Here is a 25,369-nt window from a genome sequence, read left to right on the forward strand (position 1 = left end):
GTAAAGTAGATAGCGATTATTAACAATAACCAATAATTAGCAAAACGCAGTAAATCATTGATTTACTGCGTTTTTTGTTTGTGAAAAACTATTTTCTAGGGTAATTGTAGAATAGTATTTTATAAAAAAAAAAGAAGCACCCAATTATTTGGGTACTTCTCCTCCTTAAATTCTACGCTAAAGATTACTGTCTATTGTTTCGGTTGGGCTTTTCTCCAACCCGCTTTTAATTGTTTCGAAAGTTCTTCGATCGATTTTGTATATTCAGGATCATTAGCCCTGTTTTTATTTTCCTGAGGATCTATCTCATGATCATATAACTCACTTCTTAAAAACTCTCCTTTTGTATCGTCAATCCATTTATACCATTCTACATAACGAAAGCGGTCGGTTCGAAGGGCATAACCCATTTGCTCGAATGGAATCGTTGTTGTACGTCCGTAACGTCCTAAAAGAAATTGGCTAAAGGCTCCACTTTTCCATACCAAATCAGGATTTTCAAGGAGTGGTGTAACACTCGTGCCCTGTAAATGTTCTGGAATTGGAATACCTGCCATGTCACATAAGGTGGGATAAATATCGACAAATTCTGTTAATGCATCACTCTGTCTGCCTTTGGCTTTAACACCTGCACCACTAAAAATCATCGGAACACGTGTATCTATTTCATAGGTAGTTTGCTTGCACCAGCCATTGTGTTCGCCAAGTTTCCAGCCATGGTCACCCCATAAAACCACAATGGTATTTTCTGCCAAACCCAACTCATCAAGCGCATCTAACAAACGGCCAATTTGTGCATCGGTATACGTAACACTGGCATAGTAACCGTGTTTAATTTCTTTCTGACGTTCAATATCCCAGGGCTCTTGACTGGGTAATGGCAGATCATGACAATCGGAATATCCTCTCAACTCTGCTTCACCATGAATCAGATAGGCAGGCACTCCTTCTGGAACAAATTGATTTTCAGCTAATGGAATCTCATCTCTGTTATACATGTCCCAATATTTTTTAGGGGCATTAAACGGAAGGTGAGGACGATAATATCCTACAGAAAGAAAGAAAGGTTTATCTGCCGACTTTAGTCTTTTAAGAATATTTATGGCCTCAGTAGTCTGAGCACCATCATAATATGCATCATCGTCTGCTTCAGCAATCTCCGTGGCATTTGCTTTTACATACCAATGCCCGCACTGATCAATTCTTGATTTCCCTGCAGCCTTTAACGCTTCAATTTTTTCTTTTTGGATTTCCAGATTTTCTTCGTTCAGATAAAAAGCATCCGGATCGAATGGAAAACCATCGAGATTTTGAGGTACTTCCGACCAAGAAATAGTGTCCGGATCATTGTTATGAAAGGCTTTCCCCAAACCAACTGTATGGTATCCATTTTGTTTAAAATATTGAGGTAGGGTAACCACATCAGGCATAGTATGTCTGAATTCGGTAATTAAATCCCACACTTTTATTGAATCGGGACGAAGACCTGTAAGCAAACTCGCTCGCGAAGGATTACAAACTGCCTCCTGGCAATAAGTTCGGGTAAAGGTTACCCCTTGCTTGGCCAACCTGTCCATATTAGGAGTTATTACGTAATCGCTTCCGTAGGCACCAAACTCAGGACGTAAATCATCAACAGGAATAAATAGAATATTAGGTCGTGCCGTCTTTTCTTTTTCCTGCTCCTTCGAAGGAGATGTGCAGCTAGATAGCAAAACTAAGATTGCTATCAATAAATTCCATTTTACTTTAGTCTGTTTCATATGTTTAAAAATTAGCAAAACTCTGATAACCAGCGCAAACTTCAATCATGCTCCTGTGTGGCCTAATTATTTGCCCCGGCCATGCCGGTTTCATCTATTTATATTTTAAAAATTTTACTACTAGGTCAACATCCCAAGAGGGTTGTCCATCTATTTTTAATAAAAATTGTAAAACCCTCAATATCTTGCCCTAATAGTTTGCCTTTATTAAATATTAAATTGTATTTGTTTGCATTACAAAACCTTGCACCTGTATACAACAACTTTTACCTTTTATTAAAATATAATTGTTTAAGTTGTTCAGAAAGAGCACTCACCATTTCTTTATATTTTGGATCCTCAGCCAGATTTGTGTTCTCTTGTGTATCCATTTCATGGTCGTACAACTCGGTACGTAAGTATTCTCCCTTAGTACTGTCTTGTGCAATCCATTTGTACCATTCCACATAGCGGTAACGATCAGTACGCATAGCATATCCCATTTGTTCTTCGTCTATATTTGTTGTACGTCGATCACGCCCCAGCAAATACTGGCTTAAAGCCACCTGTTCCCATTTCTGGTCGGGATTGGAAAACAACGAAGCCATGCTTGTTCCTTGTAAATGTTCAGGAACGTCAAGCCCGGAAAAATCGCATAAAGTAGGATATATATCTACTAGCTCTGTAAGCGCATACGACTTCTTACCTTTGGCATCCACCCCTGCCCCACTAAAAATCATGGGAACACGGCAGTCGATTTCATAGTTGCTTTTCTTACCCCAACCATTATGCTCTCCAAGTTTCCACCCATGGTCTCCGAAAAGCACGACAATAGTATTTTCACTTAAGCCGAAACGTTCTAAGGCATCAAGTAATCTGCCAATCTGGGCGTCGGTATACGATACACTTGCATAATAACCATGCTTAATTTCACGTTGACGATCTGCATCCCAGGGTTCTTCGATAGGCAAAGGAAGATCCTGGCAGTCGGTATAACTTTTCCTAAGCTCAGAGTCACCATGAACCAAAAAAGCAGGAGTCCCTTCTGGTACAAATTGATTTTTGGCTAATGGAATTTCATCACGATTGTATAAATCCCAATATCTTTTAGGTGCATTAAAAGGCAAGTGTGGTCGGTAATATCCTACGGAAAGGAAAAAAGGTTTATCCTGTTTTGCCAATCGTTCCATCACCTCAATTGCGCGAGTGGTTTGTGCCCCATCGTAATAGGCGTCGTCTTCCACATCGGCAATTTCAGTGGCATTTGCCTTAACATACCAAAATCCACACTGGTCAATCTTTGATTTTCCGGCTGCTTTTAATGCTTCAATTTTTGCTTGTTGAATTTCAAGGTTTTCTTCGGTTAAATACACTGCATCCGGATCGAATGGAAAATCATCGAGATTTTCAGGAATTTCGGACCAGGAAATAGTGTCAGGGTCGTTATTATGGAAAGCTTTCCCAAATCCCACCGTTTGATAACCGTTTTGTTTAAAATACTGTGGAATAGTAAGCACATCGGGAACCATATCTCTGAAGCGAGTTTTGTTATCCCAAATACGAAGAGAATCCGGACGAAGACCAGTCATTAAACTAGCCCTTGATGGATTACATACCGATTGCTGACAGTAGGCGCGCATAAAGGTAACCCCCTGTTTGGCCAATCGATCCATATTTGGCGTTTTTATAAAATCGCTTCCGTAAGCACCAATTTCAGGACGCAAATCGTCAACCGGAATAAATAGAATATTGGGTTGTTTCGCCACACTCTTCGACTTTCCCTCTTTTGATGAACAAGAGGAAAGCATTACCACTCCTAAAAGAAAGAGCGATAGTGCTAAAACGAATCTACCTCGATTCATAATCCCTATTTTTTATTGATTATACTGTTCATCAAACTTTATCATGTTTTTGCTTTTAGCAGCACTTACAGGTTCCAGTTTAGACTGTACTAGCTTTTTATTCAATTTTGACATATCAGCGTCCAATACTTCATACAGCTCATCAAGGTGCATTTTTAATTCGGCAGCAAGCTCGTCATACACATTTAAATAAGCAGCTGTTGGTTTCATGTCACCAACTTCCAAATGGCTTCTCAAACCGGTTAAACGGTCATTTAAACGAATAGGAAACGCAATTTTGTCTTTCGGACTTTGATTTTTCAGCTGATAAAACTTATCGGCAACCAAAGTGATCTTTGTCAAGAATGAACCAGCTTGTTTCTGAAGGCTATTGCTATTAGATGATTCCAATATATTTTCAACATCAGCTTTTACTTTTCGATAAAGAATGACAGCTTCATTGGCAGCACTCTCACAAGTTCTAATTTTCATTGCCAGTTCAAATTGCTCTTTCATGTCTTCAACAGAAACATCCGTTAATCTCGGATCTTTTTCCACTTCAAAACTTTCGGTTTGTGTTTTACCATTTACGGTTAACCTGGCCGAATAAGTTCCTGGAGTAGCCCATGGCCCCCTGTCTGGCTTACCTCCTTCCAGAATAATATTTGCAAAAGTTGTAGCACCTTCGTAGCGAAGGTCCCAATTTAATCTGATCATTCCGGAATTAGTAGTTTTTTCATTCACTAACTGAACCACCATATTACCTTTATCATCCACTATGTCAAGTATTATCTGGCTATCCTTTTCCTTCACAAAAAAGTCGATAGTTGCTGGAGTAGCTCGTCTGATGGCCTTTGCCGGCTTAAACAAATGAAATGGTTTATCGCTAATATTTGCCACAGAAACCTGACGAAGCAGTTCAATATTTTGCATTTTCCAGAACGAACGACCATGTGTTGCAATGACAAGGTCGTTTTGTTTTACGGCAATTCCCATTACCGGTGTAATTGGTAAGTTATTCGATAAACTTTGCCAGTTGTTACCGCCATTGAAAGAGACGTACACCCCATTTTCTGTACCTAAATAAACCAAGCCTACTTTTATCGGATCTTCTGTAATTGAATGTCCAAAGTCATTCGCTTGAATTCCTGTAACAATTTTTTTCCAGCTTTTACCATAATCTTCGGTTTTCCAAACATAAGGGGCGCGATCGTCCATTTCGTAACGACGGGCTGTTGCATAAGCTACAGCCGGATTATGTTGTGAAGCTTTTATTCCGCTTACCTTACTGTCTTTCAGTAGATCCTCAGGTGTAACATTCGACCATGTTTTTCCACCATCGCGGGTTAGGTTAATAAATCCATCATCCGATCCTACCCAAATAATATCTTTTTTTAGTGGAGAAGGCTCAATGGTGTATATGGTTGCGTAAATTTCCGGACCATCCTGATCGAAAACAATCGGACCGCCGGAATCACCCATTGTTGCTTCATCGGCACGAGTAAGATCGGGACTGATTTTTGCCCAGGTTTTACCTTCATCATTCGATTTCCATAAATACTGCGATCCAACAAATAAAGCATCTGGTTCGGCAGGCGAAACAACAATCGGATAATTCCAATTCCAGCGCTCTGGCATCACTTTAGCCGCTTCTCCCATAACAATTCTTGGGAAAGGTTGCACATCGGTTACCAGACCGGTATTTCTATCATAACGATCTAAAGCGTTAGTTTTGCCTGAATAGAAAATATTGAGCTTAGTCGGATGTTGTACCACATAACCGTTCTCACCACCTCCGGCTGCATACATCATTTCGCCAGGTGCAATTCTCTCATTTCTTAAATATCCTCCATCAGATGGAACCACTGCGGTTGAATTATCCTGCTGACCACCAGCCACATGATACGGGAAGTCGTTGGTAACACTCAATCGATATATTTGCGCGGTAGCATAACGAAAATGAGTCCAGGTTTGGCCGCCAGTTACAGAAACTACTGCTCCACCATCATTGGCGTTAATCATCCTTTTCGGATTTTTCGGATCGATCCACAAGTCATGATGATCGTTATGACTAGGAGGTAAATAATGGAATGTTTCTCCGCCATCTTCCGATTTAATCAATTTAAAGCTAAGAATATAAACAACATCGCGATCAACAGGGTCGGCCTGAATACGAAGAAAGTAGAAAGCACGTTGCCACAAATCCCTGTGGTTATTAATTAGCTCAAAAGTTTCTCCACCATCGTCTGATCGATACAATCCACCGTTCTCAGCTTCCACATTCACATACACTCTTTTAGAATCGGCACCAGAAACAGAAACCGTACTTTTTCCCCAGATACCTTTTGGCAAACCCTGATTTCCGGTAAGTTCTGTCCAGGTATCTCCTCCATCAACTGACTTATAAAGACCTGAACCTTCACCACCACTCCAAAGTATGTAAGGCTTCCGGTATACCTCCCAAAGGGTTGCATATAAAACATCCGGATCATTAGGATCCATTGACAAATCAATGGCACCTGTTTTATCATCTTTAAAAAGTACTTTCTCCCATGATTCACCACCATCTTTGGTTCTGTAGATACCTCTTTCGCTATTTTGTCCAAATGTATGACCAAGAGCCGCAACATAAACACGATTAGGATCTGTAGGATGAATACGAACACGGCTAATAGCTTGTGTTTCTGACAACCCAAGATGTTTCCAGGTATCTCCGCCATCAGAAGTGCGATAAATACCATCTCCCTGTAATACATTTTGGCGCAACTGCGCTTCACCCATTCCCATATATACAATGTCGGGATTAGACTGCGCAACTGCCACAGCACCAACAGAAGAACTATTGATTTTCCCATCGGTTACCGGGTTCCAGCTGTTTCCACCGTCAACGGTTTTCCACAAACCACCACCCGTCGCTCCAAAATAATATTCATTTGGTCTTGCCGAACTACCTGCCGCAGCAATGGATCTACCTCCACGTTTTGGCCCTATATTGGTCCATTGCAGATTTTCAAGTAAATCAGGATTTATTTCGTTTGTGTTTTGGGCATTTAAAGACTGTGCTACAAAAAGTAAAATGAGTAAAAAAAGTATTCCACTCATTTTGTGAGTAGCCTTTAGACTCGTATTCATACTTGGAATATTTGTACTTTTCATACTAAGGCGTTGTTTAATTATTAATAACTAATCTATGAAAATTAGACATTCTATTTTTCTCAAAAAACCTACTTTAATTCGGGCACTTTCCATTTTACAGGAGGAAGCTCCATATCGGTATCTATTCCGGACGCATCGCCGGTTTCCAGAAACTTTAAAAGTTCCTGCTTAAATTCTTTTGAGGCCTGCATTCCGGCTCCCAACGAACCATGTGGTCCTCTTTTTAAAGGAATAAACGTTGCATTTTTAAAGTAAGGAACCAGCTCTTCCGCATTTTCCAATGGAGTACTTCTGTCCCAGGTTCCCTGAATTATAACAATTGGAATTTCAGACTCAAAGTTTTGGCGGAAATCGTTCCCCAAATCGCTGTCCCAGCAATCACATCCCTTAATGTAATTCCAATTCATTTGGCCCAAAATTTCATTGGCCGGGTCGGCCAATTGTTTGGCTAATCGCTCAGGGGTAATTCCCGATCCACAATCGAGCATATAGTAACTGGCCGTTCTGTATTTTGCGGTTCCGTTGTTGTATCTATCTACTATTGATTTGGCAGCATCTTCAAATTCTCCATTATAGAGTTTGATAATATCTGCCGGCCATGCTGTATAGTCGTTTGAATAACCTCTCACTAATTTTTTAGCCACGTGCTCATCAATAAGTACTTTTTGAACTTTATTAGTAGCCGGATTTGTTACTTCTACGGTAAAAGGTTTTTCTTTTGCACGCTTGATGATTGTTTTTACAGCAGCAACTAAACCACCATCAGGAATTAAGCCTTCCAATTCTTCGGCTTCTTCAGCTTCTTCGGCCATTCTTTCAAAAACATTCCATGCATGCCCCGGATCATCGTAAGTGTGGTCAGGACCTTCGCAACCTGTAAACACAACACGCGAAATTATTTCCGGATGTTTACGCATTAGAGTAAACCCCCAGTGCGAACCAAAACTTCCGCCCACAAGCGAAATTTTATCGTAGCCCAAGGCTTTACGCACATCATTAACATCTTCGGCTGCTTCCAATACGGTAAATCCTTTCAAGTCAACTCCATATTCTTCCCAAACCTGACGTTCTTTTGTAAGCAGTTCTTTCAAGTGTGCAACCGCTTTCTCCTCGTTGTACGCTTCGTCTGGCGCTGTTTTGTAATCGTTTTTATTTACAAGGGTTTTTGGCATTGAAGTACCAATTCCGCGTTGACTTACAATCACAACATCGGCCACATCCAACAGGTAGCCATATTTTTTCTGAAAAACATCCAGCGACGTTACCCGCGATGGCACCCCTTGAAAACTTGGGCCACCATGAAGAAAGAAGATTGGTGGCGTTTCGGGATTCGCTTTTTCGTTACGTGCGAAACGATAAACGTCAAGCGCAATAACATCGGTATTTGCTTTTGAACGGTTTAAAGGAACAAACATGCTTGCTCTTTCTGCAGAAAGCAATTCGCCGCTAGGCAACAACATTCTTTCCGGATAAATAAACATTGTACCCGCCTTAGGTGCAGGTGCTACTGCAGTGTGCATACTAATATTTTGAGCTTTACTTATAGCTCCAATACAAAATACCAAGGCAATTAATAGTGCTATTTTTTTTGAAATCATGATTGATTTTTTTTTAATTCTGTGCTTCTTTACGTGAACAAATATCTATTACTCTGGCACCACCCATTTTACTTGTGGCAATTCCATATGGTCTTTTAAATCTGAATTATCGCCACATTCCGCGAATTTTAAAAGGGCCTTTTTGAATTCGGCCGAATACAAATAAGCAGCCCTTATGGCACCGTGTGGTCCACGTTTTAAATGAACAAATTTCAGATTCTTGAAATATGGTATCAGTTCCAGCGCATTTTCGTAGGGTGTACTTCTGTCCCAGGTTCCCTGAACAATTACTGTTGGAATTTCGGTTTCAAAATTCGTACGGAATTCATCACCTAAATCGCTATCCCAACATGGGCAAGCCTTTCTGTAATCCCATTCGTATTCGATAACTTCTGTTGCCGGATCGGCCAAATGCTCTTTTAATCGTTCGGGCGTAATTCCTGAGCCACAATCGAGCATATAGTAACTGGCTGTTAATGGACGTGATCGTAAAGCGTAAGTATTCTCAATAACTTTTAATGCAGCTTTTGTAAAATCGCCATTGTACATGGTTATAATATCTGCCGGCCAGGTAGCTTCCTGTTTTCCGGTGTACCCACGGGTAAACTGTTTGGCCCAATGTCCATCCATTAAAACCTTCTCCGTTTTTCCGGTGTACGAATTCTCAACCTCAACTGTAACCGGTTTTTTGCTTAACCTTTTCACAATAGTTTCAGCAGCGGCAATTAACCCGCCTTCAGGAATTAATCCCTTTAATTCTTCCGAATTTTCGGCTTCTTCGGCTATTCTTTTATAGGCATTCCAGGTATGCCCCGGATGATCGTAAGTGTGGTCAACTCCTTCCATCCCTCTTAAGATGGCGCGTTCAATAATTTCAGGATATTGACGCATAAGTGTCATCCCCCAATGCGAACCAAAACTTCCACCCCAAATGGTAATCTTATCGTACCCCAGAGCTTTTCTAACATCGTTTACATCTTCTGCAGCTTCCAGCACCGTAAAACCTTTTAAATCAACGCCAAGATTTTCCCAAACTTCTTTTTCTTGAGAAAGACGGTTCTGTAATTCTTCCACAGCAGCCTCTTCGTTATAGGCTTCATTTAATGGCATTTTCGATTTTCTGCTATCAATTATAGTTGTTGGTTTCGACGTCCCAATTCCACGCTGACTAACCACAACAACATCAGCTACATCGGTCATAAATTGCCAATATTTTTCGAAAGTACCCAATTCTTTAAATGCCGACTCAAGTCCCTGGAAAGCAGGACCTCCATGAAGGAAAAATATGGGAGGAGTATTTGGATTGGCCTTTTCAGAAGCCTTAAATCGGTACACATCCAAGGAAATAACATCGCTGTTTTCTACTGAACGATTCATTGGTACAAACATGGTAGCACGTTCGGCATTATAAAAACTACCATCTTTTAAAAGAATTCTTTCGGGAAAGATAAACATACTTCCGGCCTCAGGAGCAGACGCTTTTGCGGTATGAAAACTTGTATTTTGAGCAATTGTTGCAGAGCTAATACAGAAAATCAGCCCTATAAAAGGCAATAACTTTTTTGAAACCATTTTTTGTTGTTGGTTATTTAAAACAAAATTTGGGCAATAAGAACCCTCATTCTTTGCCCTTAAAGCAAATAGCAAAGAAGAGCTCACCCCAACAGTATCTTATAGAATATCTTAAATAAGAATCTGTTCAAGATTTGTTCTTAGAGAGAATAAAATCTTCTTTGCTAATTATGATATTTTCAATTACTCAGGAACTACCCATTTTAAAGGGCTCAGTTCCAAATTATCTTCAAGGTCTGAATCGTCGCCCGAAGCAGCAAATTTTAAAATTGCCTTTTTAAATTCGGGTAACTCCTTCAATGCAGCTTTAATAGCACCGTGGGGTCCGCGTTTTAAGTGTACAAATTTCAAGTTTTTGAAATACGGAGCCAACTCCAATGCATTTTCGTAAGGAGTACTTCTGTCCCAGGTTCCCTGAACCATTACGGTAGGAATTTCACATTCGAAATTCTGACGGAATTCATTACCTAAATCGCTATCCCAACATGGGCAACCATTTCTATATCCCCAGGCTGTTTCAATAAGTTCAGTAGCCGGGTCGGCCAAATGTTCTGCCGAGCGTTCGGGCGTAATACCCGAGCCGCAATCGAGCATAAAGTAACTGGCTGTTTTATAGGTTTTGCCCTGGTCATTCCATCGGCTAATAATCTTTTGTGCAGCCTTTGTAAAGTCGCCATTGTACATGGTAATAATATCAGCAGGCCAAGCTTCCAGACTACCCGAATAACCTCTCGTAAGTTGTTTCACGGTGTGACCGTCAAATAATACCTTCTGCATTTTTTTAGTTACCGGGTTTTCCAACTCTACGGTAACAGGATTTTCGTTTAATCTTTTTACAATGGTTTCAACGGCAGCGATTAGTCCACCTTCAGGAATTAGTCCTTTTAATTCTTCTGAACTTTCAGCTTCTTCTGCCATGCGTTTGTACACATTCCAGGTATGCCCCGGATGGTCGTAAGTATGATCAGGACCTTCGAGTCCTCGTAAAATGGCGCGTTCAATAATTTCGGGGTGCATACGCATAAGCGACATTCCCCAGTGCGAACCAAAACTTCCGCCCCAAAGGGTAATTTTGTCGTAGCCCAGTGCTTTACGTACATCGTTCACATCTTCGGCCGCTTCTACCACCGTAAAACCTTTTAAGTCGACACCTAAATCTTCCCAAACATTACGCTCGCTTGTAAGCAAAGCCTGGTAGTCTTTAACTGCAGCTTCGTCGTTAAAAGCAACATCAGTAGGTTGTGCATTTCTGGTATTTTCAATTAATGTAGTTGGTTTCGATGGTCCAATTCCGCGTTGACTAACCACTACCACATCGGCAACATTGGTCATAAATTGCCAGGTTTGCTCGAAATATCCTAATACTTCAAGTTGCTCTTCAAGGCCACCAAAACGAGGCCCTCCAAAAAGATAAAAAATTGGTGGCGTATTTGGGTCTGCTTTTTCGGTAGCTTTAAAACGATAAACGTCCAGAGAAATAACATCGCTGTTTTCTTCTGAACGGTTTAAAGGAACAAACATAGTAGCTCGTTCGGCATTTAAAAAACCACCATTTTCTAAAAGAATTCTTTCAGGAAAAATAAACATGCTACCAGCCTCTGGTGCTTTTGCCGCAGCGGTATGAAATGATGTTTTTTGTGCATGTGCAATGCTGCCAATACCAAGTATTAACATCAAAAGCATTATGTGCTTTTTCATCTTATTAATTCTTTTTTGATTTATACTTTTGCTTTCTCTTTTTTTACTTCGTCGAGATAGCTGTAAACAGTAACTTTTGAGATATTCATTAATTCAGCAACCGTGTCAATAGAACCTTTTATCAGGAAAACACCTTTTTGTTCCATAAACTGAATAAGCGAAATTTTACCTTTTCTCTTCAAACTCTTAATGTCTGCATTTCCTATTATTCTTTTTATTAATTGGTTGGTTGTTTCGATAACACCTTCGTAACTATTTGGTTTGGGTTCACTCTCAGTAATTGCCGGGGCTAATTTAAAATCATTGATAAAAGTTTGAATAGAATCAACCAATGAAATATCATAGTTAATACATAAAGCCCCGATAACAAAGTTTTTTCTGTCTCTGATAAATGCGGTTGAAGCTTTAATTTTCCTACCATCCTCTGTCGTTGTTTCATAATTAGAAAGGTAATCATCTTTAAAATTCTTCGATGATAAAACGATACTCAAAAGATGATCGAAAGGCTCTCCTATTTCACGTCCGGTAACATGTCCGTTAACCACGTAAACCACTGAGTTTTGAGGAATAGACAAATCATGCAAAATGACTTCGCAATTTTGACCAAAACTCGACCCAATCATGTTTGCAATTGGCACATAAGGTCTTAAAGAGGGAGATATTTCTTGTACTGTCATGATTCTGGATGTCTGTTTTATAATAAATTAAATTTAAGCATGTTGTAATCTTTCCAATCAAAATTCAATATTTTAATTACAAATCATTTTATGATGCTTTCTTTTTAAGAAAAGTGTTAAAGATAGAAACTATGTACAACTTAAGAGAATAATTACATTGAACCTGGCTTAATTGTTGAACTAAAAGCAAGCCCCACATGAGTGGAACCTGCTTTCTACACAATCTATTTACTAAAACCTAATATCCTGAATTTTGAATCATATTTTCGTTAACTTCCATTTCATCTTCGCCTATGGCAAGAATAAATCCATCATTAGGATAATCAATTGAACATGCCGTAGTAGTGCAATCATCTCTGTACACTCCTAGTTTATTCCTTGTTAAATCCCATAACCTATGTCCTTCATAACACAATTCCCTGCGTCTTTCAAGAAGGATCTCCTCCAAAAGTTCTTGTCCTGTTGACGTAACGGCATCTGCAGTCGATAAACCTCTTTTTCGTATGGTTGTTACATCCGCCTGGGCCTCTGCTATAAAAACTGGCGTATTAAGATGGTAAGCAGCTTCTGCCCTGATCAAATATAATTCTGAAAGCCTTATGATCGGTGTATTCTCATATCCTAATATGTCTTTGAACTTATCGGCCCGGTAGTTTCCATACAAACCGCCACCTAGTGTTGAATCATACAAGAAGTTGTTTTCTTTTCGAACATCTCCATCCTCATATGCATTCATTAAATCCGTGGTAGGAAGAAACTCATTGTAACCATTGATCACATAATTTCCGGCAAGCCCTGCGGCTCCCAGATTATCAACCACAGTCATATCCACTTCAAAAATAGTTTCTGAACTATGATCACCTGAAAAAATGCTCGAATAATTTTCACCTTCTACAAGGCTATAATCGCCCGATTCAATTACTTCATTGGCCATTGCTTCAGCATTCTCCCAATCCTCCTTATAAAGATAGACTCTTGACAACAGTGCTTTAACTACATTCTGTGAGAAATAAAACGAGTTTGCATCGTCGCCGATCAGTGTCAAAGCAGTTTCAAAATCTGAAATTACCTGCGCATATACTTCAGCAACAGTATTTCGTGCTGGCTCGGCTAAAACATCAACAGCTGTTACGATGGGTACACCAAGGTGAGATGCATCATCGCTATAAGTATAATGCTGTCCGTAAATTCGTACCAAATCAAAATGGGCAAGCGCTCTAAATGCATAAGCTTGTCCATAAAATTCATCAACATCCAGGCCTGAACCCGCTTCCAATATTCGATTAGCACGATCTATTATTCGGTAATAGTTAGCCCAGATATCATCAGCCAGATCAGTAAAGTCAGCGGAAGAACCTGAGTATGAATGCCAATCGTATATACGGTTGGTTACTAAACCGGCTTTAACATCATCGCTCATTACATCAGCAACAGCTATAAAGAATTTTCCATAAGAGGATCTATCCTGAAGTCCGTCGTAACAACCTATAATGGCGGTTGCAAAGTCAGATTCTGTTGTTAAGGCCTCACTCATTGAAACATCTTGCTGAGGATCAATCTCAAGGAAACTCTCTGAACATGATACAATAGTAAATAAGATCAATGTTAGTGATAGGAACAACTTCCCCGACGTTTTTAATTTATATATATTCGTTTTCATAATTCTGTATATTAATCGTTATCAAACTAAAACTGTTAACTTACAACCCTATGTTTACACCAATGGTTATTGACTTATTTTTTGGTACAGTTCCGTTTACATAGCCATTTTGGCCTGCCTCTGGATCAATTCTAAGATTATCGTGATCCCTTACCCAGGTAAAATAATTATTGGCTTTTGCAAATACAGAAAGAGAAGACATTTTCAAGCGCTTGACAACTGAAGGACTAAAAGTATATGACAAGGTCACATCTCTCAATCGCGCATAAGTTGCATCATACAAATAACGAGTACTGTATCTATAGTTACTGTTTGAACTATTACCCCAGACAAATATAGGAAGTTCAGATTCTTCTCCAGGAGTAGTCCATCTATTCTCAAATGCATATAAATTTGTACTCCTTGGTGCACGTTGTCCATCACTTTCAACACCCTTAGCCTGGTTATCGAATAGATATTTATCCCATACAAAAACCAGCTGGGCGCTAAGGTTAAACCCTTTATAACTTACACTTGTGTTCAATCCTCCAAAGCAAGAAGGTGTACCCGAATAGCCGGTATGTACTCTACTAGCTTCTTTTCTATTTTCTGTAATCGTAGTTTTTGTTTCATCCGTATACCATTGTGCTGCTCCGGTCTGCGGATTTACACCAGCCCAATGTATCAAGTAGAACTCGTTATAGTCATGTCCTTCAGAGTGTAAGTAAGCTGTATTAGCGATATCTTCGTCAAGTTTTGTTACTTCATTTTTAACAAAGGTCATATTCACACCTAAATCCCAGGTAAGATCTTCACCCTTGATGATGGCTGCATTTGCTTCAAACTCCCATCCACGGTTCAGCATATCCCCAACATTCTGCATGGTTTCAGAAAATCCTGTGGTGGTAGAAAGTGGTTTCTCCAATAATAGATCTGTATTTTCTCTACGGAAATAGGTTACTGTTGTATTTACACGGTCAAACACGCTCAAATCCATACCCAAATCTAATGTTCCCTGTGTTTCCCAGGTTAATTCAGGATTACCCACGTTAGATGGAGCAGAACCTGCAGTTCCGTCGTATTCATAATCATATCCATAAAGCGAGAGAGATTGGAAGTTTCCAATACTTGCATTACCCGTTATACCATAAGAAGCTCTAAGTTTCAGGTTATTCACCCAGGAAATATCTTTCATGAAATTTTCCCTGCTTAAATACCATGAACCACCAACAGACCAGAAATTACCCCAACGATTATCCTCACCGAAACGAGAGGAACCATCACGACGATAACTGGCAGTTGCATAATACTTACTCTTATAATTATAAGAAAACCTTGAGAATGCGGAAAGAAAACTGTACCCGGTTCCAGAACTTGAGCTTACAATAGGGTTTGCTGCGTTGGCAAGTGTTTTAAGTTTTGAGTTTGCATACCCTTCGGCTACAGCATACAATGATCTCATATCATATTTTTGAGACTCATAACCGGCCAACACATCAAAGGAATGGTTTTCCCCAAAAATTTTATTATAATTAACAGTCTGTGTACCAATCCAATTCAAACTATTAGCTGTTCCTTCTTCTCCTCGACCACTCACGTCCTTAAAGCTTCCCCAATCAGGGTTCTTCCACTTAAATTCGTTAACATTGATATAATCAATACTCCAAGCAGTTTTAAAGGTTAATGCGTCCGTTATCTTATAACTTGCACTAAAATTATCGAGAATACGCGTTTGCTTCTGCCATCTTTCATCGAACAATTGGTTACCTACAGGGTTATTTCCGTCCATCCCTACAATAGTGTGGTCACCAAAATAATTACCATAATCATCGTAAATAGGTACTACAGGCGGCGCCATATATCCGTTATGCATAGGGTTATTCCACGCAGTTCTATCCTCTGAACCGTTAGATACAGTATGCCCTAATGTAATATTATTGGTTATTGTAAGCTTTTCATTTAAATCAGCTGTCAAATTTAAGCGAGACGAATATCGTTGAAAATCAGTACCTAAAATCACACCCTCCTGGTCATAATATCCAAGCGAGGCAAAGTATCTAATTTTATCATTACCGCCACTGGCATCTAAGCTGTATTGCTGCGTAACTCCTGGATTATAAATCTCATCCATCCAATTGGTATCGGCATTATATATGTCAGCTGGGTAATAATCGTAAAACAATTCGGTGGCAGTTGCTTCTGTATAATCTCCCGTGTTCACCCAGCCTTCAATAAACAACTCCTTATACTGTGCTGCGTTCAAACTTTTGTTAATATTATCATAAGCATTGTCGGAGACACCAACCTGCGCACTGAAATTGATTTTGGCTTTTCCTGATCCACCATTTTTGGTGGTAATAATAATTACACCGTTAGCACCACGAGAACCGTAAATTGCTGTTGCCGATGCATCCTTTAGAACAGTGATACTCTGAACATCATTCGGATTTAGAGTAGACATGACAGTAGAACTTATTCCACCGTTTGAATAGTCCGTTGGTGAAAGGTTGTGTGATTGAACAGGAATTCCGTCAATTACATACAAAGGTTCACTAGAAGCATTAATTGAGCCAATACCCCGGATATTGATCGAACTGGCAGCTCCAGGCTGACCATCCCCGTTACTCATCATAAGCCCGGTTACTCCACCCTGTAATGCATTTTCAAGAGTGGCGCTAGGAAGCATCTTCAGGCTTTCTGAACCTACCACTTCCACAGCTCCGGTTAAAGCCTCTTTGGAAGAAACACCGTAACCTATAACTACAACTTCATCAAGTCCAACAAGATCAGATTTCAACACAATGTCAATTGTAGATTTTTTACCCACAACAACGGTTTGGGTTTTATATCCTACAAACGAGTATTCCAGGATAGCATCTTCTCCCGGGACATTAATCTGATACATGCCATCAAAATCAGTTGTTACGCCATTAGTTGTTCCTTTTACAACGACACTCACTCCCGGAATTGTTAATCCATCGTCGGCACCGCTAACTGTTCCTTTTATTACTATTCCCTGTGCAAATATTATTTGCGTTCCAAGAAACAACATTAAAGAAAATAATAATTTCTGTTTCATAAATATAAGTATTAAAATGGGTTTATATTCTGAGCTTACTTTTAACGGCCTACTTTATAATAAAGTATATAGTTACAAGCACGTTAATTACTTAATTCATAGGTGTAATTCTCCCATTATAGCACTGTATATGCTATTATATCAAAGCGTTAAACCTAAAACAGTTATTTGTCGCTACCTTGGATTGTTTCCGAATACAACAAGTCTCCAGTTAATCCATTAAAGTACTGAAATATTACCTGAGGTCTTGGAAAAGCTACCCACCTGTCTTTGCCCTCTTCTATCGGGTTGTTAAACACATTGTTTATTTGAACAACGCAATAACTTGGCGTGTAACGTAATCCGTTTGGCACATCGTTTAATATTGCCGTCGACCAACGAATATCAACTTCTCTTCCGCGTGAATTAAACTTACCATTCACAGGGCGATTACCTTCGGCACCTAGTGCATGATTTCTAGAATTGTGTGGGCCTGAGGCGAATTCCCAAACATTGTCGCTAACTTTAACAGCAAAACTATTGTGCAAATCACCAGTAAGCACGAAAACAGGTTTTCCTAAAGACTCCCAGAAATCAACCATTTCCTTTCGCTCCTCAATATAACTTGTCCAAGCATCATCACGTCCTGTTTGTCCTTTGGCTTTTCCATCAGCAGTATTTCCACCTGTTCCTCCTTCGTGTGGAATGGTAAAATTAACCGATGATACAAGGAAGAAAAACTCTGCATCGCTGTTTTTCATCTCTTCTTTCAACCAAGCTTTTTGTTCCTTACCTAAAATTGAAAGTCCTTTTTTATATGGATTACTTGTATCGTGCATATCTTGGTGAGAGCGCACATCCAGTATAAAAATATCAGAATTACTAACAGACATTTTTCCATAATTACGTCGTCCGATAGAATAAACAGGTTTACCATTCTTTTTTGGCGTTGGAAAAACACGCACATGATGTGCATCAATTACTTCTACTATTTTATATACACCGCTATTTGGATTACCAGGCTTAGTACCTTCAGGTATCCTTCTCATTCCATCATAAGGTCCTCCCCAGTGAATGTGAAGTGTTGCTGACTGAGCAAGATCAAGTTTTGTAAAATCAGCCTCTGTATCAGTTAAAATATCACTATTTGCTTTAATCTTTGCTTTTCCCAAATGTATACCTTGTGTAAATTCGGTAGGGTTACTCCAAGCTAAATAATCGTGCCAGGCCTGCACTGCAACATCGCGGTACACCGCTTTGTGATTTACGCGACCAATTTCTCCGGCACCATAGGTATTATCATAAATTTCATGATCGTCAATCGTATAAAAAGAAGGAACATGTTTATGCCATTCAACCAAATTGTGTCCACGCTCAAGATAACTTTTATAATTTTCCCAAACACCTACAATTTTTGGTGTTTTGTTTACAACCTCTGGAATTTCGTCAGCCTCTATACCTACTTGTTCCTTCCAGCTTTCAACCGAATAATCGCGCTTATTTTCATATAACCAGTCACCATTTAAAATGGCAAAATGTATTTTGTCTTTAATTTGGTCGATCATGGTACGAAACGTTGGTAACGTTGTACCTAAACCATTTGTACTCTGACTGTTTCCGCAAGCATATTCAAAACTAAAATTAAACAAACCATCAGGATTGACTTTTGTATCTTTCAATTCGTCCGAATCAGGAAGCGTTTTAAATGACCCTTTACGAGTTAACATTGTAGCTGTTCCTCCTTGTACCGTTAACGCATAATAATATTTAGTCCCTGCTTTCAAGTCCTTAATATAAACCACCCCTGTATTATCATGATCAATACTAGTAGTAACCGGATCAGATAATTGATCTAAATTTTCCGGATTAACACCATAACGTACCCAAAATGTTCCAGGTTTAAAAGTACGCGCCCAAATTCCAATTTCGTGAGAGCCCAAACGTCCCAACATGGGTCCGTGAGAAAAACGTGCTACATCCTGTGCATTTATATACATACCTAACAACATAAATACAACCAAAAGCACACTGGATAATTTTGAACTTTTTATTAATAAACCAGATGGTTTATAGACTGCTTGATTTTCATTTCTCTCCTTCATTTTAAATGGTATTATATTAATAGCTTATTTTATAATCGACAATATTTAAAATTAATAGTCGGTGTATTCAAGTTTTATCTCAAATCTGTGCTTTAACTAAAAACACCTTCCATACTTAGACTTTATGCTGTTTCAAGTTTCTTACTACTTTCAACACTATCTTTAACATTTTCATAGTTCAGCTCATTCTCACTATGTGCCACTACCGCTGCTACAACCGCATCGCCAGTTACATTTACTGCTGTCCGTATCATATCTAAGGGTCGGTCAATTCCAAGAATTAAAGCAAGACCTTCGGCAGGAATTCCTGCTGCCCCTAAAACAACTACCATCATTATTGTTCCACCTCCCGGAACACCAGGAGAACCAATAGCAGCAAGAGTAGCTGTAAGTACAATGGCCAATTGTTGCGTAAGTGATAAGTCTAAACCAAATACTTGTGCAATAAAAACGGCTGCTATTGCCTGATAAAAAGTTACCCCATTCATATTAATGGTAGCACCAATAGGCAAAACAAAGTTTACCACACTTTCCGACACACCCAACTCACTGGTACATTGGCGCATATTAACTGGCAAAGCTGCATTACTCGAACTTGTAGAAAATGCTACCATTTGAGTTGGAATTACAGCCTTTAAAACCTTACTCAACTTTAATTTGGTAAACAACAATATCAACGGTGGGTATAAAACAAATAATAATCCGATAAGCCCAAGGCTAACTAATAAGGCATATTTCCCTAAAGCCCAAAACAAACCTGCATCTGCAGAGAAATCAGTTACCAAAGCTGCCAATAACGCAAATACTCCAATAGGAGCAAACTTCATAACGATATCTACAATCTTGATCATTATTTCATTAAGACTATCAATTAAATTTTTAACAGGTATAACTTTTTGGCTATCCAGAAAAAACATGGATACCGCAAATAAAACAGCAAAGAAAATAACCTGTAACATTTTAGTATTATCGTTGGCTGCACTAAAAATATTATCTGGAACAATCTCTACAATAGCATGCAAAGGCGACTGATCTTTCATACTCGTTGCCATTTGCTCCTTTTCTTTTACATTTTGCTCATGCATCACCTGAAACTCCTGACGCTTTTTTTCAGGAAAGGTATCGCCTGGTTTAAATACATTAACCAACATTAGTCCAAGTAGGACAGAAATCATGGTGGTAATTACAAAAATAGACAAGGTTTTAATACCAATTCGGGAAAGTTTTGAAACATCGGTTAAACTCGTAATTCCTTTAACAAGAGAAATAAATATAAGTGGAACTGCTATTAATTTTAGCATTTTAATAAAAATTGTCCCCCAAGGTTTAATCCAATCGGAAGTAAAGCGTTCCAAACCAAAATATACTGCAATAACTCCCCAAACCAATCCGAGCATCATGCCGATAATAATCTTTAACCAAAGTGGAATTTTCTTTAACATGGATAATCAATTTATATATTATAAAATCAGACTAAATTGAGTTTCGATTTGTTACTTAATCCGCATGTGCACTTACAAATCAATACAAAAATATAAATTTTTATATAAATACTAGTTTTTTGTATGTTTTTTTATAGATTATTTGGATTTTTGTCCTGTTTTTTATCAAACATTGACAAAATACCAGAGTTTTTTATATGTATTATTTCACCTCCCCCCTTCTCAATTAGACTTCAGAGTCTATTTAATGCTAAAAAAAATAACACACCCCTACACAAACAACGATGACCCAAAAAAATCCCTTTTTGCAGAAAAAAAATAAACTAGAAACCGAATTCCTAGTTTAGTATACGATTACGTATAAATTATTAAGTCCTTTTAAGAACTAGTATTAAAACCAATATTTTTTTTTGCACAAGGCATAAGTTTCCTTAAAAAATATGATTCGATTAAAGCGTCAAGATCAATTTCACTTGCTTAGTTTTATTTTATAGTATTTGCACTAAACGCATCATTCTTAGGCAGAACATGTAACAATACACTGAGCAACAAAAAAACAAAACCAATTAAACTTATTGGGGGTAATCCACCATGCCAGGCATCAACTCGAAGCCACCCCTTAAAACCCATAAAAAACAAATGCAACAAACTAAATACCATTAAAGACAGAAAAAAGATGCGTCTTTTAAAAAATGATACAAATGATGATTCATTCTTCAGAAATACACTAAAACTTAAACTATAAACAAATAATAAAGCGAACAACAGAATACCACCAAACATACTAAGCCCTGCAAATAAGGTTAAGGTTCCATTATCTTCAAAGAATTTATTATACGTTGCTTTATTAAGAATTAAAAAACTCATTAAACCATGAATAAACATGAAAATCCCCCCCAAAGCACCAAGCTCTCTACGGGCACTCATCCAGCTACCATTAATCTTTACACCCAGTTTATACAAAGGAGTTAAACTAAAGCAAAAGCTTAAAACCATAAATGCACATAACGCAACAGCTTTATTCATTATAAAAAATGGAAAATCTTTCCATGGTACTGGTCCCATAATATGATACCGGAGTACAGCATATCCTAACGATAGAATAAAAAATACAGAAACAATACTTTTGGCTCTTTTCAAGCTAATTGCACCGTTTATTTCATCCAACTTCTCTTGCTTAACCATTTCCCTTTGCTGATTTTGATGAACATATACATTCGTTAAAAATTACATGAAGTCATGCTTGCATTTAAACAGTATTGAATAGTCTTTTGCTAACGATTCATACGATGCTTTTTAATACACATCTAAGTCTTTACCTACTTTAACTTTTCCCTTATATTTTGCTGATATTTCTTTTCTTAGTTCTTCCTCTGTTGCATTCCAAAATAATATATGATATAATACAACTAATTTAGGTTTCGCTTGATTAGCAATATCTGCAAGTTGAACTGTTGAGGTATGATTGCGTGCGTGATAATTCTTCCAGAAATCATCTTTTGTATCATAACCTTTTTGTGAATAAACTTCATGTATGAGGATATCAGCTCCTGAAGCATATTCAATAATTTTTTCTGAGGGTGATGTATCTCCGGATAATACAATAATCTTATCCGGTGTGGTAAAACGGAATCCCCAGGCATTTGGCCAGGTTCCATGAAGTACCGGAAAGGCTTCCACTTTTATATTCTCATCTTCATAGATGACACCTTCTTTTGTAATTTCATGACTATTAACACGCCACCCCTGATTATTAGCTGGCTCATAACCATATAAACGATATTTTATGTCGTCATCGTATGCTTTCAGTATATTGGTAGTCATATCTTTTATACCCTCAGGACCATACACTTCCAGGGGTTCATCTCTTCCCATCACCCACGGAGTAAGAATCAGGTCGGGATATCCTGTTGTATGATCAGAATGTAGATGAGTAAGAAAAGCATGCTTAATATTTTTTACATCGAGACCTTTTATCTTTCCTCCATACCGAGGACTCATAGCAGCCGCCTGACGAATTAAACCAGCACCAAAATCAACAATATAAGGTGTATCATTTACAACAATAGCAACCGAACAACCGGATTGAGATGGATTTGGATTTGGATTTCCTGTTCCAAGCAGAACGACTTTAGTCGTATCAGAATTAGAAAAATCCCTCTGTGCACAAACACAAGTAATAATTATTGAGAATGAAAGAATAAATAATAGTTTTAATTTCATAGTCTTATTTTTTTAAGGCGTGTCAACTATTCCGAGAAACTAAACACAATTGGTTTAGCCAAAGCTACATAGTCTTCTCTTTTCATAACTACCGAATCGGTTAAAGAGCCTGCATTGAAAGCAATTTTATCATTTTCCAAAATTGAATTATCAACGTATAAATCTAAATCTATTACTGGTCTTCCAAAAGGCGGGACAGATCCTGGAACCAAGCCAGTTAACTCCCAAAGCTCATCTTTTGAGGCAAAACGCATTTTTTTAGAGCTGAAATATTTTTTTACTGCAGTAGAATTTAACTTTTTGGCTGCACTTAATACCAGAATTTTAAAAGTTCCATCAATTTTAATTACAAGCGCTTTACCTCCAATAGAAATATCTTCCCCTCTTGCCTCTGCCGATTCCTCGGAAGTTTTTGTTATTTCGTGATGCACTTCTTTAAAATCAATGGATTCAGATTTTAACCAGTTTCTTATTTGTTTTAACATAGAAGATCTATTAGATGTAATTAAGAAATCGTTTTAAGTAACTTCTTTAATAAAATCGATAATTCTGAACATTCATTTTTATCCAAACCTTGCACTGCGGATTTTGACTCTTCGAAACGAACAACAATTGCCTGATCAATTTTTTCGCGCCCTTTTTCGGTTAAACCAACTAGTTTAATTCTACCATCTTTTAAATCTGGAGCTCTGTATACCAATTCCAATTTAGTAAGTCGATCTAACAAAGCAGTCATAGCACCAGACGTTATCAGTACTGATTTCATTAATTGCTTAGGTGCCAAAAGAAATGGTTCGCCTGAACGACGTAATGTGGCCAAAACATCTAAATCTGTATAATGAATAGCACTATCTTTTAATACCTTATTTGTTCGCTTTTCAAGAATTTTATTCAATTTTAAGATACGACCTACAATGTGCATTGCCTCTACATCGAGCTCTGGTCGCTCTTTTTTCCAGTCGGCTATTAATATATCAATAATATCCTTTTCGTCTTCCATTTCAACTTTATTATCAGCTTAGTGGAAACAAATATATGTAATTTATCTTTATATCAAGATAATTTTTCTACATTTGCATAATATCTTCATATAAAGACATATTTTTAAAACATCGCCAACCCACTGAACTCATGGATGATAAAATAATATTTATACAAACTGGGGGTACTATCGACAAGGACTATCCCCACACCACCAAAGGATGGGCTTTCGAATTTGGTGAGCCGGCAACACATCGGATTCTCGAAAAATTAAATCCTTCGTTTGAATACGAAATTATTACGTCTTGCCAGAAAGATAGTCTGGAAATGACTGAAGAAGACCGAATGAACCTTGCGAAACTAATATTAAATCGGCCCGAATCCAGGTTCATCATTACGCATGGAACAGACACCATGCTTGAAACTGCAACTTATTTAAAACAACACATTAAGGATAAATTAATCGTTATAACCGGTGCTATGCTTCCCGAAAGATTTAGTAACTCAGATGCTCCCATCAATTTAGGGTGTGCTATTGCAACGGCCAACCTTATAAAAACAGGGGTATATGTTTCCATGCATGGTATCGTAAAAAAAAGCGAGGAGATTGGCAGAAACCTTGAAAACGGAAAATACTATTAAACAAATATTGAAGTGATAGAAAATAAAAAACTAATAAGATATGTACAAAGAAAACCTTATTGCATCACACGAAAGAATTAAGCCATATATTCATAACACACCAGTAATGAGTTCTCAACAGCTAAATAAAATAGCTGGGATACAGATGTATTTTAAATGTGAGAATTTTCAGAAAATGGGTGCCTTTAAAATGCGCGGTGCAACAAATGCCATTATGCAGCTTACTGAAGAGCAGAAGCAAAAAGGTGTTGTAACGCATTCGTCAGGCAATTTTGCGCAGGCACTCTCTTTGGCTGCACAAAGTTTAGGTGTTAAGGCATATATTGTAATGCCATCCTCTGCACCACAGGTAAAAAAAGATGCTGTTAAAGGTTATGGCGGCATATTAATCGAATGCGAACCTACTTTAGTAGCGCGTAATAAAACAGCACAAGAGGTTAGTCAAAAGGAAGGCGCCACATTTATTCATCCGTCAAACGATATGAATGTTATCATTGGGCAGGGAACAGCAGCTAAAGAATTATTGGAAGTACAACCGGATCTTGACTACATTTTCACGCCTGTTGGCGGTGGCGGACTTATTGGAGGTACAGCCCTTTCTGCATTATACTTTGGAAACAATTGCAAAGTGATTGGTGGTGAACCTTTTGAATGCGATGATGCATACCGTTCTATGATAAGTGGTAAAATAGAATCGAACACCACGACCAACACGATTGCCGATGGACTAAAAACAGAGCTAGGCGACAAAAATTTTCCGATCATAAAAAAACACGTTGAAAAAATAATTCGCGTTACTGAGGAAGAAATAATTAACGCCATGCAACTCATATGGGAACGAATGAAAATCGTTTCAGAGCCTTCGAGTGCTGTAGCTTTTGCTGCTCTTTTAAAAGAAAAAGAATCATTTAAAGACTGTAAAGTTGGCATTGTAATATCCGGTGGAAACGTTGATCTAAAAAAATTACCTTTTTAATACCGTTCTCCATTAAACCGTT

General features: G+C 38.3%; 17 protein-coding genes. 2 read left to right on the forward strand and 15 right to left on the reverse strand.

What is annotated here, in order from left to right; genetic code table 11:
- Nucleotides 1-191: 191 nt before the first annotated feature.
- From ACRD64_RS21270 to ACRD64_RS21340, 15 genes are all read right to left on the reverse strand, one after another.
- Entirely contained in the window at nt 192-1,763 is a 1,572-nt protein-coding gene (locus tag ACRD64_RS21270; RefSeq protein ID WP_430935861.1) for a sulfatase, read from the reverse strand.
- A gap of 266 nt (nt 1,764-2,029) precedes the next feature.
- Nucleotides 2,030-3,604 carry a sulfatase gene (locus tag ACRD64_RS21275; RefSeq protein ID WP_430935863.1) on the reverse strand — a complete coding sequence of 525 codons (1,575 nt, stop codon included), beginning with the start codon at nt 3,602-3,604 and terminating at the stop codon, nt 2,030-2,032.
- Between the two features lie 12 nt (nt 3,605-3,616).
- On the reverse strand, nt 3,617-6,715 hold the full coding sequence (locus ACRD64_RS21280; protein ID WP_430935865.1) for a WD40/YVTN/BNR-like repeat-containing protein: 3,099 nt from the start codon (nt 6,713-6,715) through the stop codon (nt 3,617-3,619).
- Nucleotides 6,716-6,807: 92 nt separating this feature from the next.
- Nucleotides 6,808-8,337, reverse strand: coding sequence for an alpha/beta hydrolase (locus ACRD64_RS21285; protein WP_430935866.1), 1,530 nt, complete (start codon nt 8,335-8,337; stop codon nt 6,808-6,810).
- A 48-nt stretch (nt 8,338-8,385) separates the two neighbouring features.
- Nucleotides 8,386-9,909 carry an alpha/beta fold hydrolase gene (locus ACRD64_RS21290; protein ID WP_430935868.1) on the reverse strand — a complete coding sequence of 508 codons (1,524 nt, stop codon included), beginning with the start codon at nt 9,907-9,909 and terminating at the stop codon, nt 8,386-8,388.
- Nucleotides 9,910-10,092: 183 nt separating this feature from the next.
- Complete coding sequence (locus tag ACRD64_RS21295) at nt 10,093-11,607, reverse strand: alpha/beta hydrolase (protein ID WP_430935870.1); 1,515 nt, start codon at nt 11,605-11,607, stop codon at nt 10,093-10,095.
- 20 nt (nt 11,608-11,627) lie between these two features.
- On the reverse strand, nt 11,628-12,284 hold the full coding sequence (locus tag ACRD64_RS21300; RefSeq protein WP_430935872.1) for a helix-turn-helix transcriptional regulator: 657 nt from the start codon (nt 12,282-12,284) through the stop codon (nt 11,628-11,630).
- Nucleotides 12,285-12,522: 238 nt separating this feature from the next.
- Nucleotides 12,523-13,944 (reverse strand): RagB/SusD family nutrient uptake outer membrane protein, encoded by a 1,422-nt coding sequence (locus ACRD64_RS21305; protein WP_430935874.1) that lies wholly within the window; start codon nt 13,942-13,944, stop codon nt 12,523-12,525.
- 40 nt (nt 13,945-13,984) lie between these two features.
- Nucleotides 13,985-17,002 (reverse strand): SusC/RagA family TonB-linked outer membrane protein, encoded by a 3,018-nt coding sequence (locus tag ACRD64_RS21310; RefSeq protein WP_430935876.1) that lies wholly within the window; start codon nt 17,000-17,002, stop codon nt 13,985-13,987.
- Nucleotides 17,003-17,166: 164 nt separating this feature from the next.
- A complete protein-coding gene (locus tag ACRD64_RS21315; protein WP_430935878.1) occupies nt 17,167-19,083 on the reverse strand; it encodes an alkaline phosphatase D family protein in 1,917 nt (638 codons plus the stop codon).
- Nucleotides 19,084-19,205: 122 nt separating this feature from the next.
- Nucleotides 19,206-20,525: a dicarboxylate/amino acid:cation symporter gene (locus ACRD64_RS21320; RefSeq protein ID WP_430935880.1), complete on the reverse strand. Its 1,320-nt coding sequence runs from the start codon at nt 20,523-20,525 to the stop codon at nt 19,206-19,208.
- Between the two features lie 483 nt (nt 20,526-21,008).
- Nucleotides 21,009-21,692 (reverse strand): hypothetical protein, encoded by a 684-nt coding sequence (locus tag ACRD64_RS21325; RefSeq protein ID WP_430935882.1) that lies wholly within the window; start codon nt 21,690-21,692, stop codon nt 21,009-21,011.
- 129 nt (nt 21,693-21,821) lie between these two features.
- Complete coding sequence (locus ACRD64_RS21330) at nt 21,822-22,748, reverse strand: MBL fold metallo-hydrolase (protein WP_430935884.1); 927 nt, start codon at nt 22,746-22,748, stop codon at nt 21,822-21,824.
- Between the two features lie 26 nt (nt 22,749-22,774).
- Nucleotides 22,775-23,233, reverse strand: a complete 459-nt coding sequence (locus ACRD64_RS21335; protein ID WP_430935886.1) for a YbaK/EbsC family protein — start codon at nt 23,231-23,233, stop codon at nt 22,775-22,777.
- 20 nt (nt 23,234-23,253) lie between these two features.
- The gene (locus ACRD64_RS21340) at nt 23,254-23,748 is read right to left on the reverse strand and encodes a MarR family winged helix-turn-helix transcriptional regulator (RefSeq protein WP_430935888.1); all 495 of its coding nucleotides are present in this window, start codon (nt 23,746-23,748) and stop codon (nt 23,254-23,256) included.
- A gap of 131 nt (nt 23,749-23,879) precedes the next feature.
- Between ACRD64_RS21340 and ACRD64_RS21345 the strand changes: the two genes are divergently transcribed.
- Nucleotides 23,880-24,371: an asparaginase domain-containing protein gene (locus ACRD64_RS21345; RefSeq protein WP_430935890.1), complete on the forward strand. Its 492-nt coding sequence runs from the start codon at nt 23,880-23,882 to the stop codon at nt 24,369-24,371.
- Nucleotides 24,372-24,411: 40 nt separating this feature from the next.
- Nucleotides 24,412-25,347, forward strand: coding sequence for a pyridoxal-phosphate dependent enzyme (locus tag ACRD64_RS21350; RefSeq protein ID WP_430935892.1), 936 nt, complete (start codon nt 24,412-24,414; stop codon nt 25,345-25,347).
- The last annotated feature ends 22 nt before the right edge of the window (nt 25,348-25,369 follow it).

Origin of the sequence: Saccharicrinis sp. 156, from assembly GCF_050589685.1 — a bacterium.
Classification (GTDB): Bacteria; Bacteroidota; Bacteroidia; order Bacteroidales; family Marinilabiliaceae; genus Saccharicrinis.

What these genes read in the sequence shown, in the direction of transcription:
- ACRD64_RS21270 (WP_430935861.1), bottom strand. Translation starts at nt 1,763, where the DNA reads ATGAAACAGACTAAAGTAAAATGGAATTTATTGATAGCAATCTTAGTT.
- ACRD64_RS21275 (WP_430935863.1), bottom strand. Translation starts at nt 3,604, where the DNA reads ATGAATCGAGGTAGATTCGTTTTAGCACTATCGCTCTTTCTTTTAGGA.
- ACRD64_RS21280 (WP_430935865.1), bottom strand. Translation starts at nt 6,715, where the DNA reads ATGAATACGAGTCTAAAGGCTACTCACAAAATGAGTGGAATACTTTTT.
- ACRD64_RS21285 (WP_430935866.1), bottom strand. Translation starts at nt 8,337, where the DNA reads ATGATTTCAAAAAAAATAGCACTATTAATTGCCTTGGTATTTTGTATT.
- ACRD64_RS21290 (WP_430935868.1), bottom strand. Translation starts at nt 9,909, where the DNA reads ATGGTTTCAAAAAAGTTATTGCCTTTTATAGGGCTGATTTTCTGTATT.
- ACRD64_RS21295 (WP_430935870.1), bottom strand. Translation starts at nt 11,607, where the DNA reads ATGAAAAAGCACATAATGCTTTTGATGTTAATACTTGGTATTGGCAGC.
- ACRD64_RS21300 (WP_430935872.1), bottom strand. Translation starts at nt 12,284, where the DNA reads ATGACAGTACAAGAAATATCTCCCTCTTTAAGACCTTATGTGCCAATT.
- ACRD64_RS21305 (WP_430935874.1), bottom strand. Translation starts at nt 13,944, where the DNA reads ATGAAAACGAATATATATAAATTAAAAACGTCGGGGAAGTTGTTCCTA.
- ACRD64_RS21310 (WP_430935876.1), bottom strand. Translation starts at nt 17,002, where the DNA reads ATGAAACAGAAATTATTATTTTCTTTAATGTTGTTTCTTGGAACGCAA.
- ACRD64_RS21315 (WP_430935878.1), bottom strand. Translation starts at nt 19,083, where the DNA reads ATGAAGGAGAGAAATGAAAATCAAGCAGTCTATAAACCATCTGGTTTA.
- ACRD64_RS21320 (WP_430935880.1), bottom strand. Translation starts at nt 20,525, where the DNA reads ATGTTAAAGAAAATTCCACTTTGGTTAAAGATTATTATCGGCATGATG.
- ACRD64_RS21330 (WP_430935884.1), bottom strand. Translation starts at nt 22,748, where the DNA reads ATGAAATTAAAACTATTATTTATTCTTTCATTCTCAATAATTATTACT.
- ACRD64_RS21335 (WP_430935886.1), bottom strand. Translation starts at nt 23,233, where the DNA reads ATGTTAAAACAAATAAGAAACTGGTTAAAATCTGAATCCATTGATTTT.
- ACRD64_RS21340 (WP_430935888.1), bottom strand. Translation starts at nt 23,748, where the DNA reads ATGGAAGACGAAAAGGATATTATTGATATATTAATAGCCGACTGGAAA.
- ACRD64_RS21345 (WP_430935890.1), top strand. Translation starts at nt 23,880, where the DNA reads ATGGATGATAAAATAATATTTATACAAACTGGGGGTACTATCGACAAG.
- ACRD64_RS21350 (WP_430935892.1), top strand. Translation starts at nt 24,412, where the DNA reads ATGTACAAAGAAAACCTTATTGCATCACACGAAAGAATTAAGCCATAT.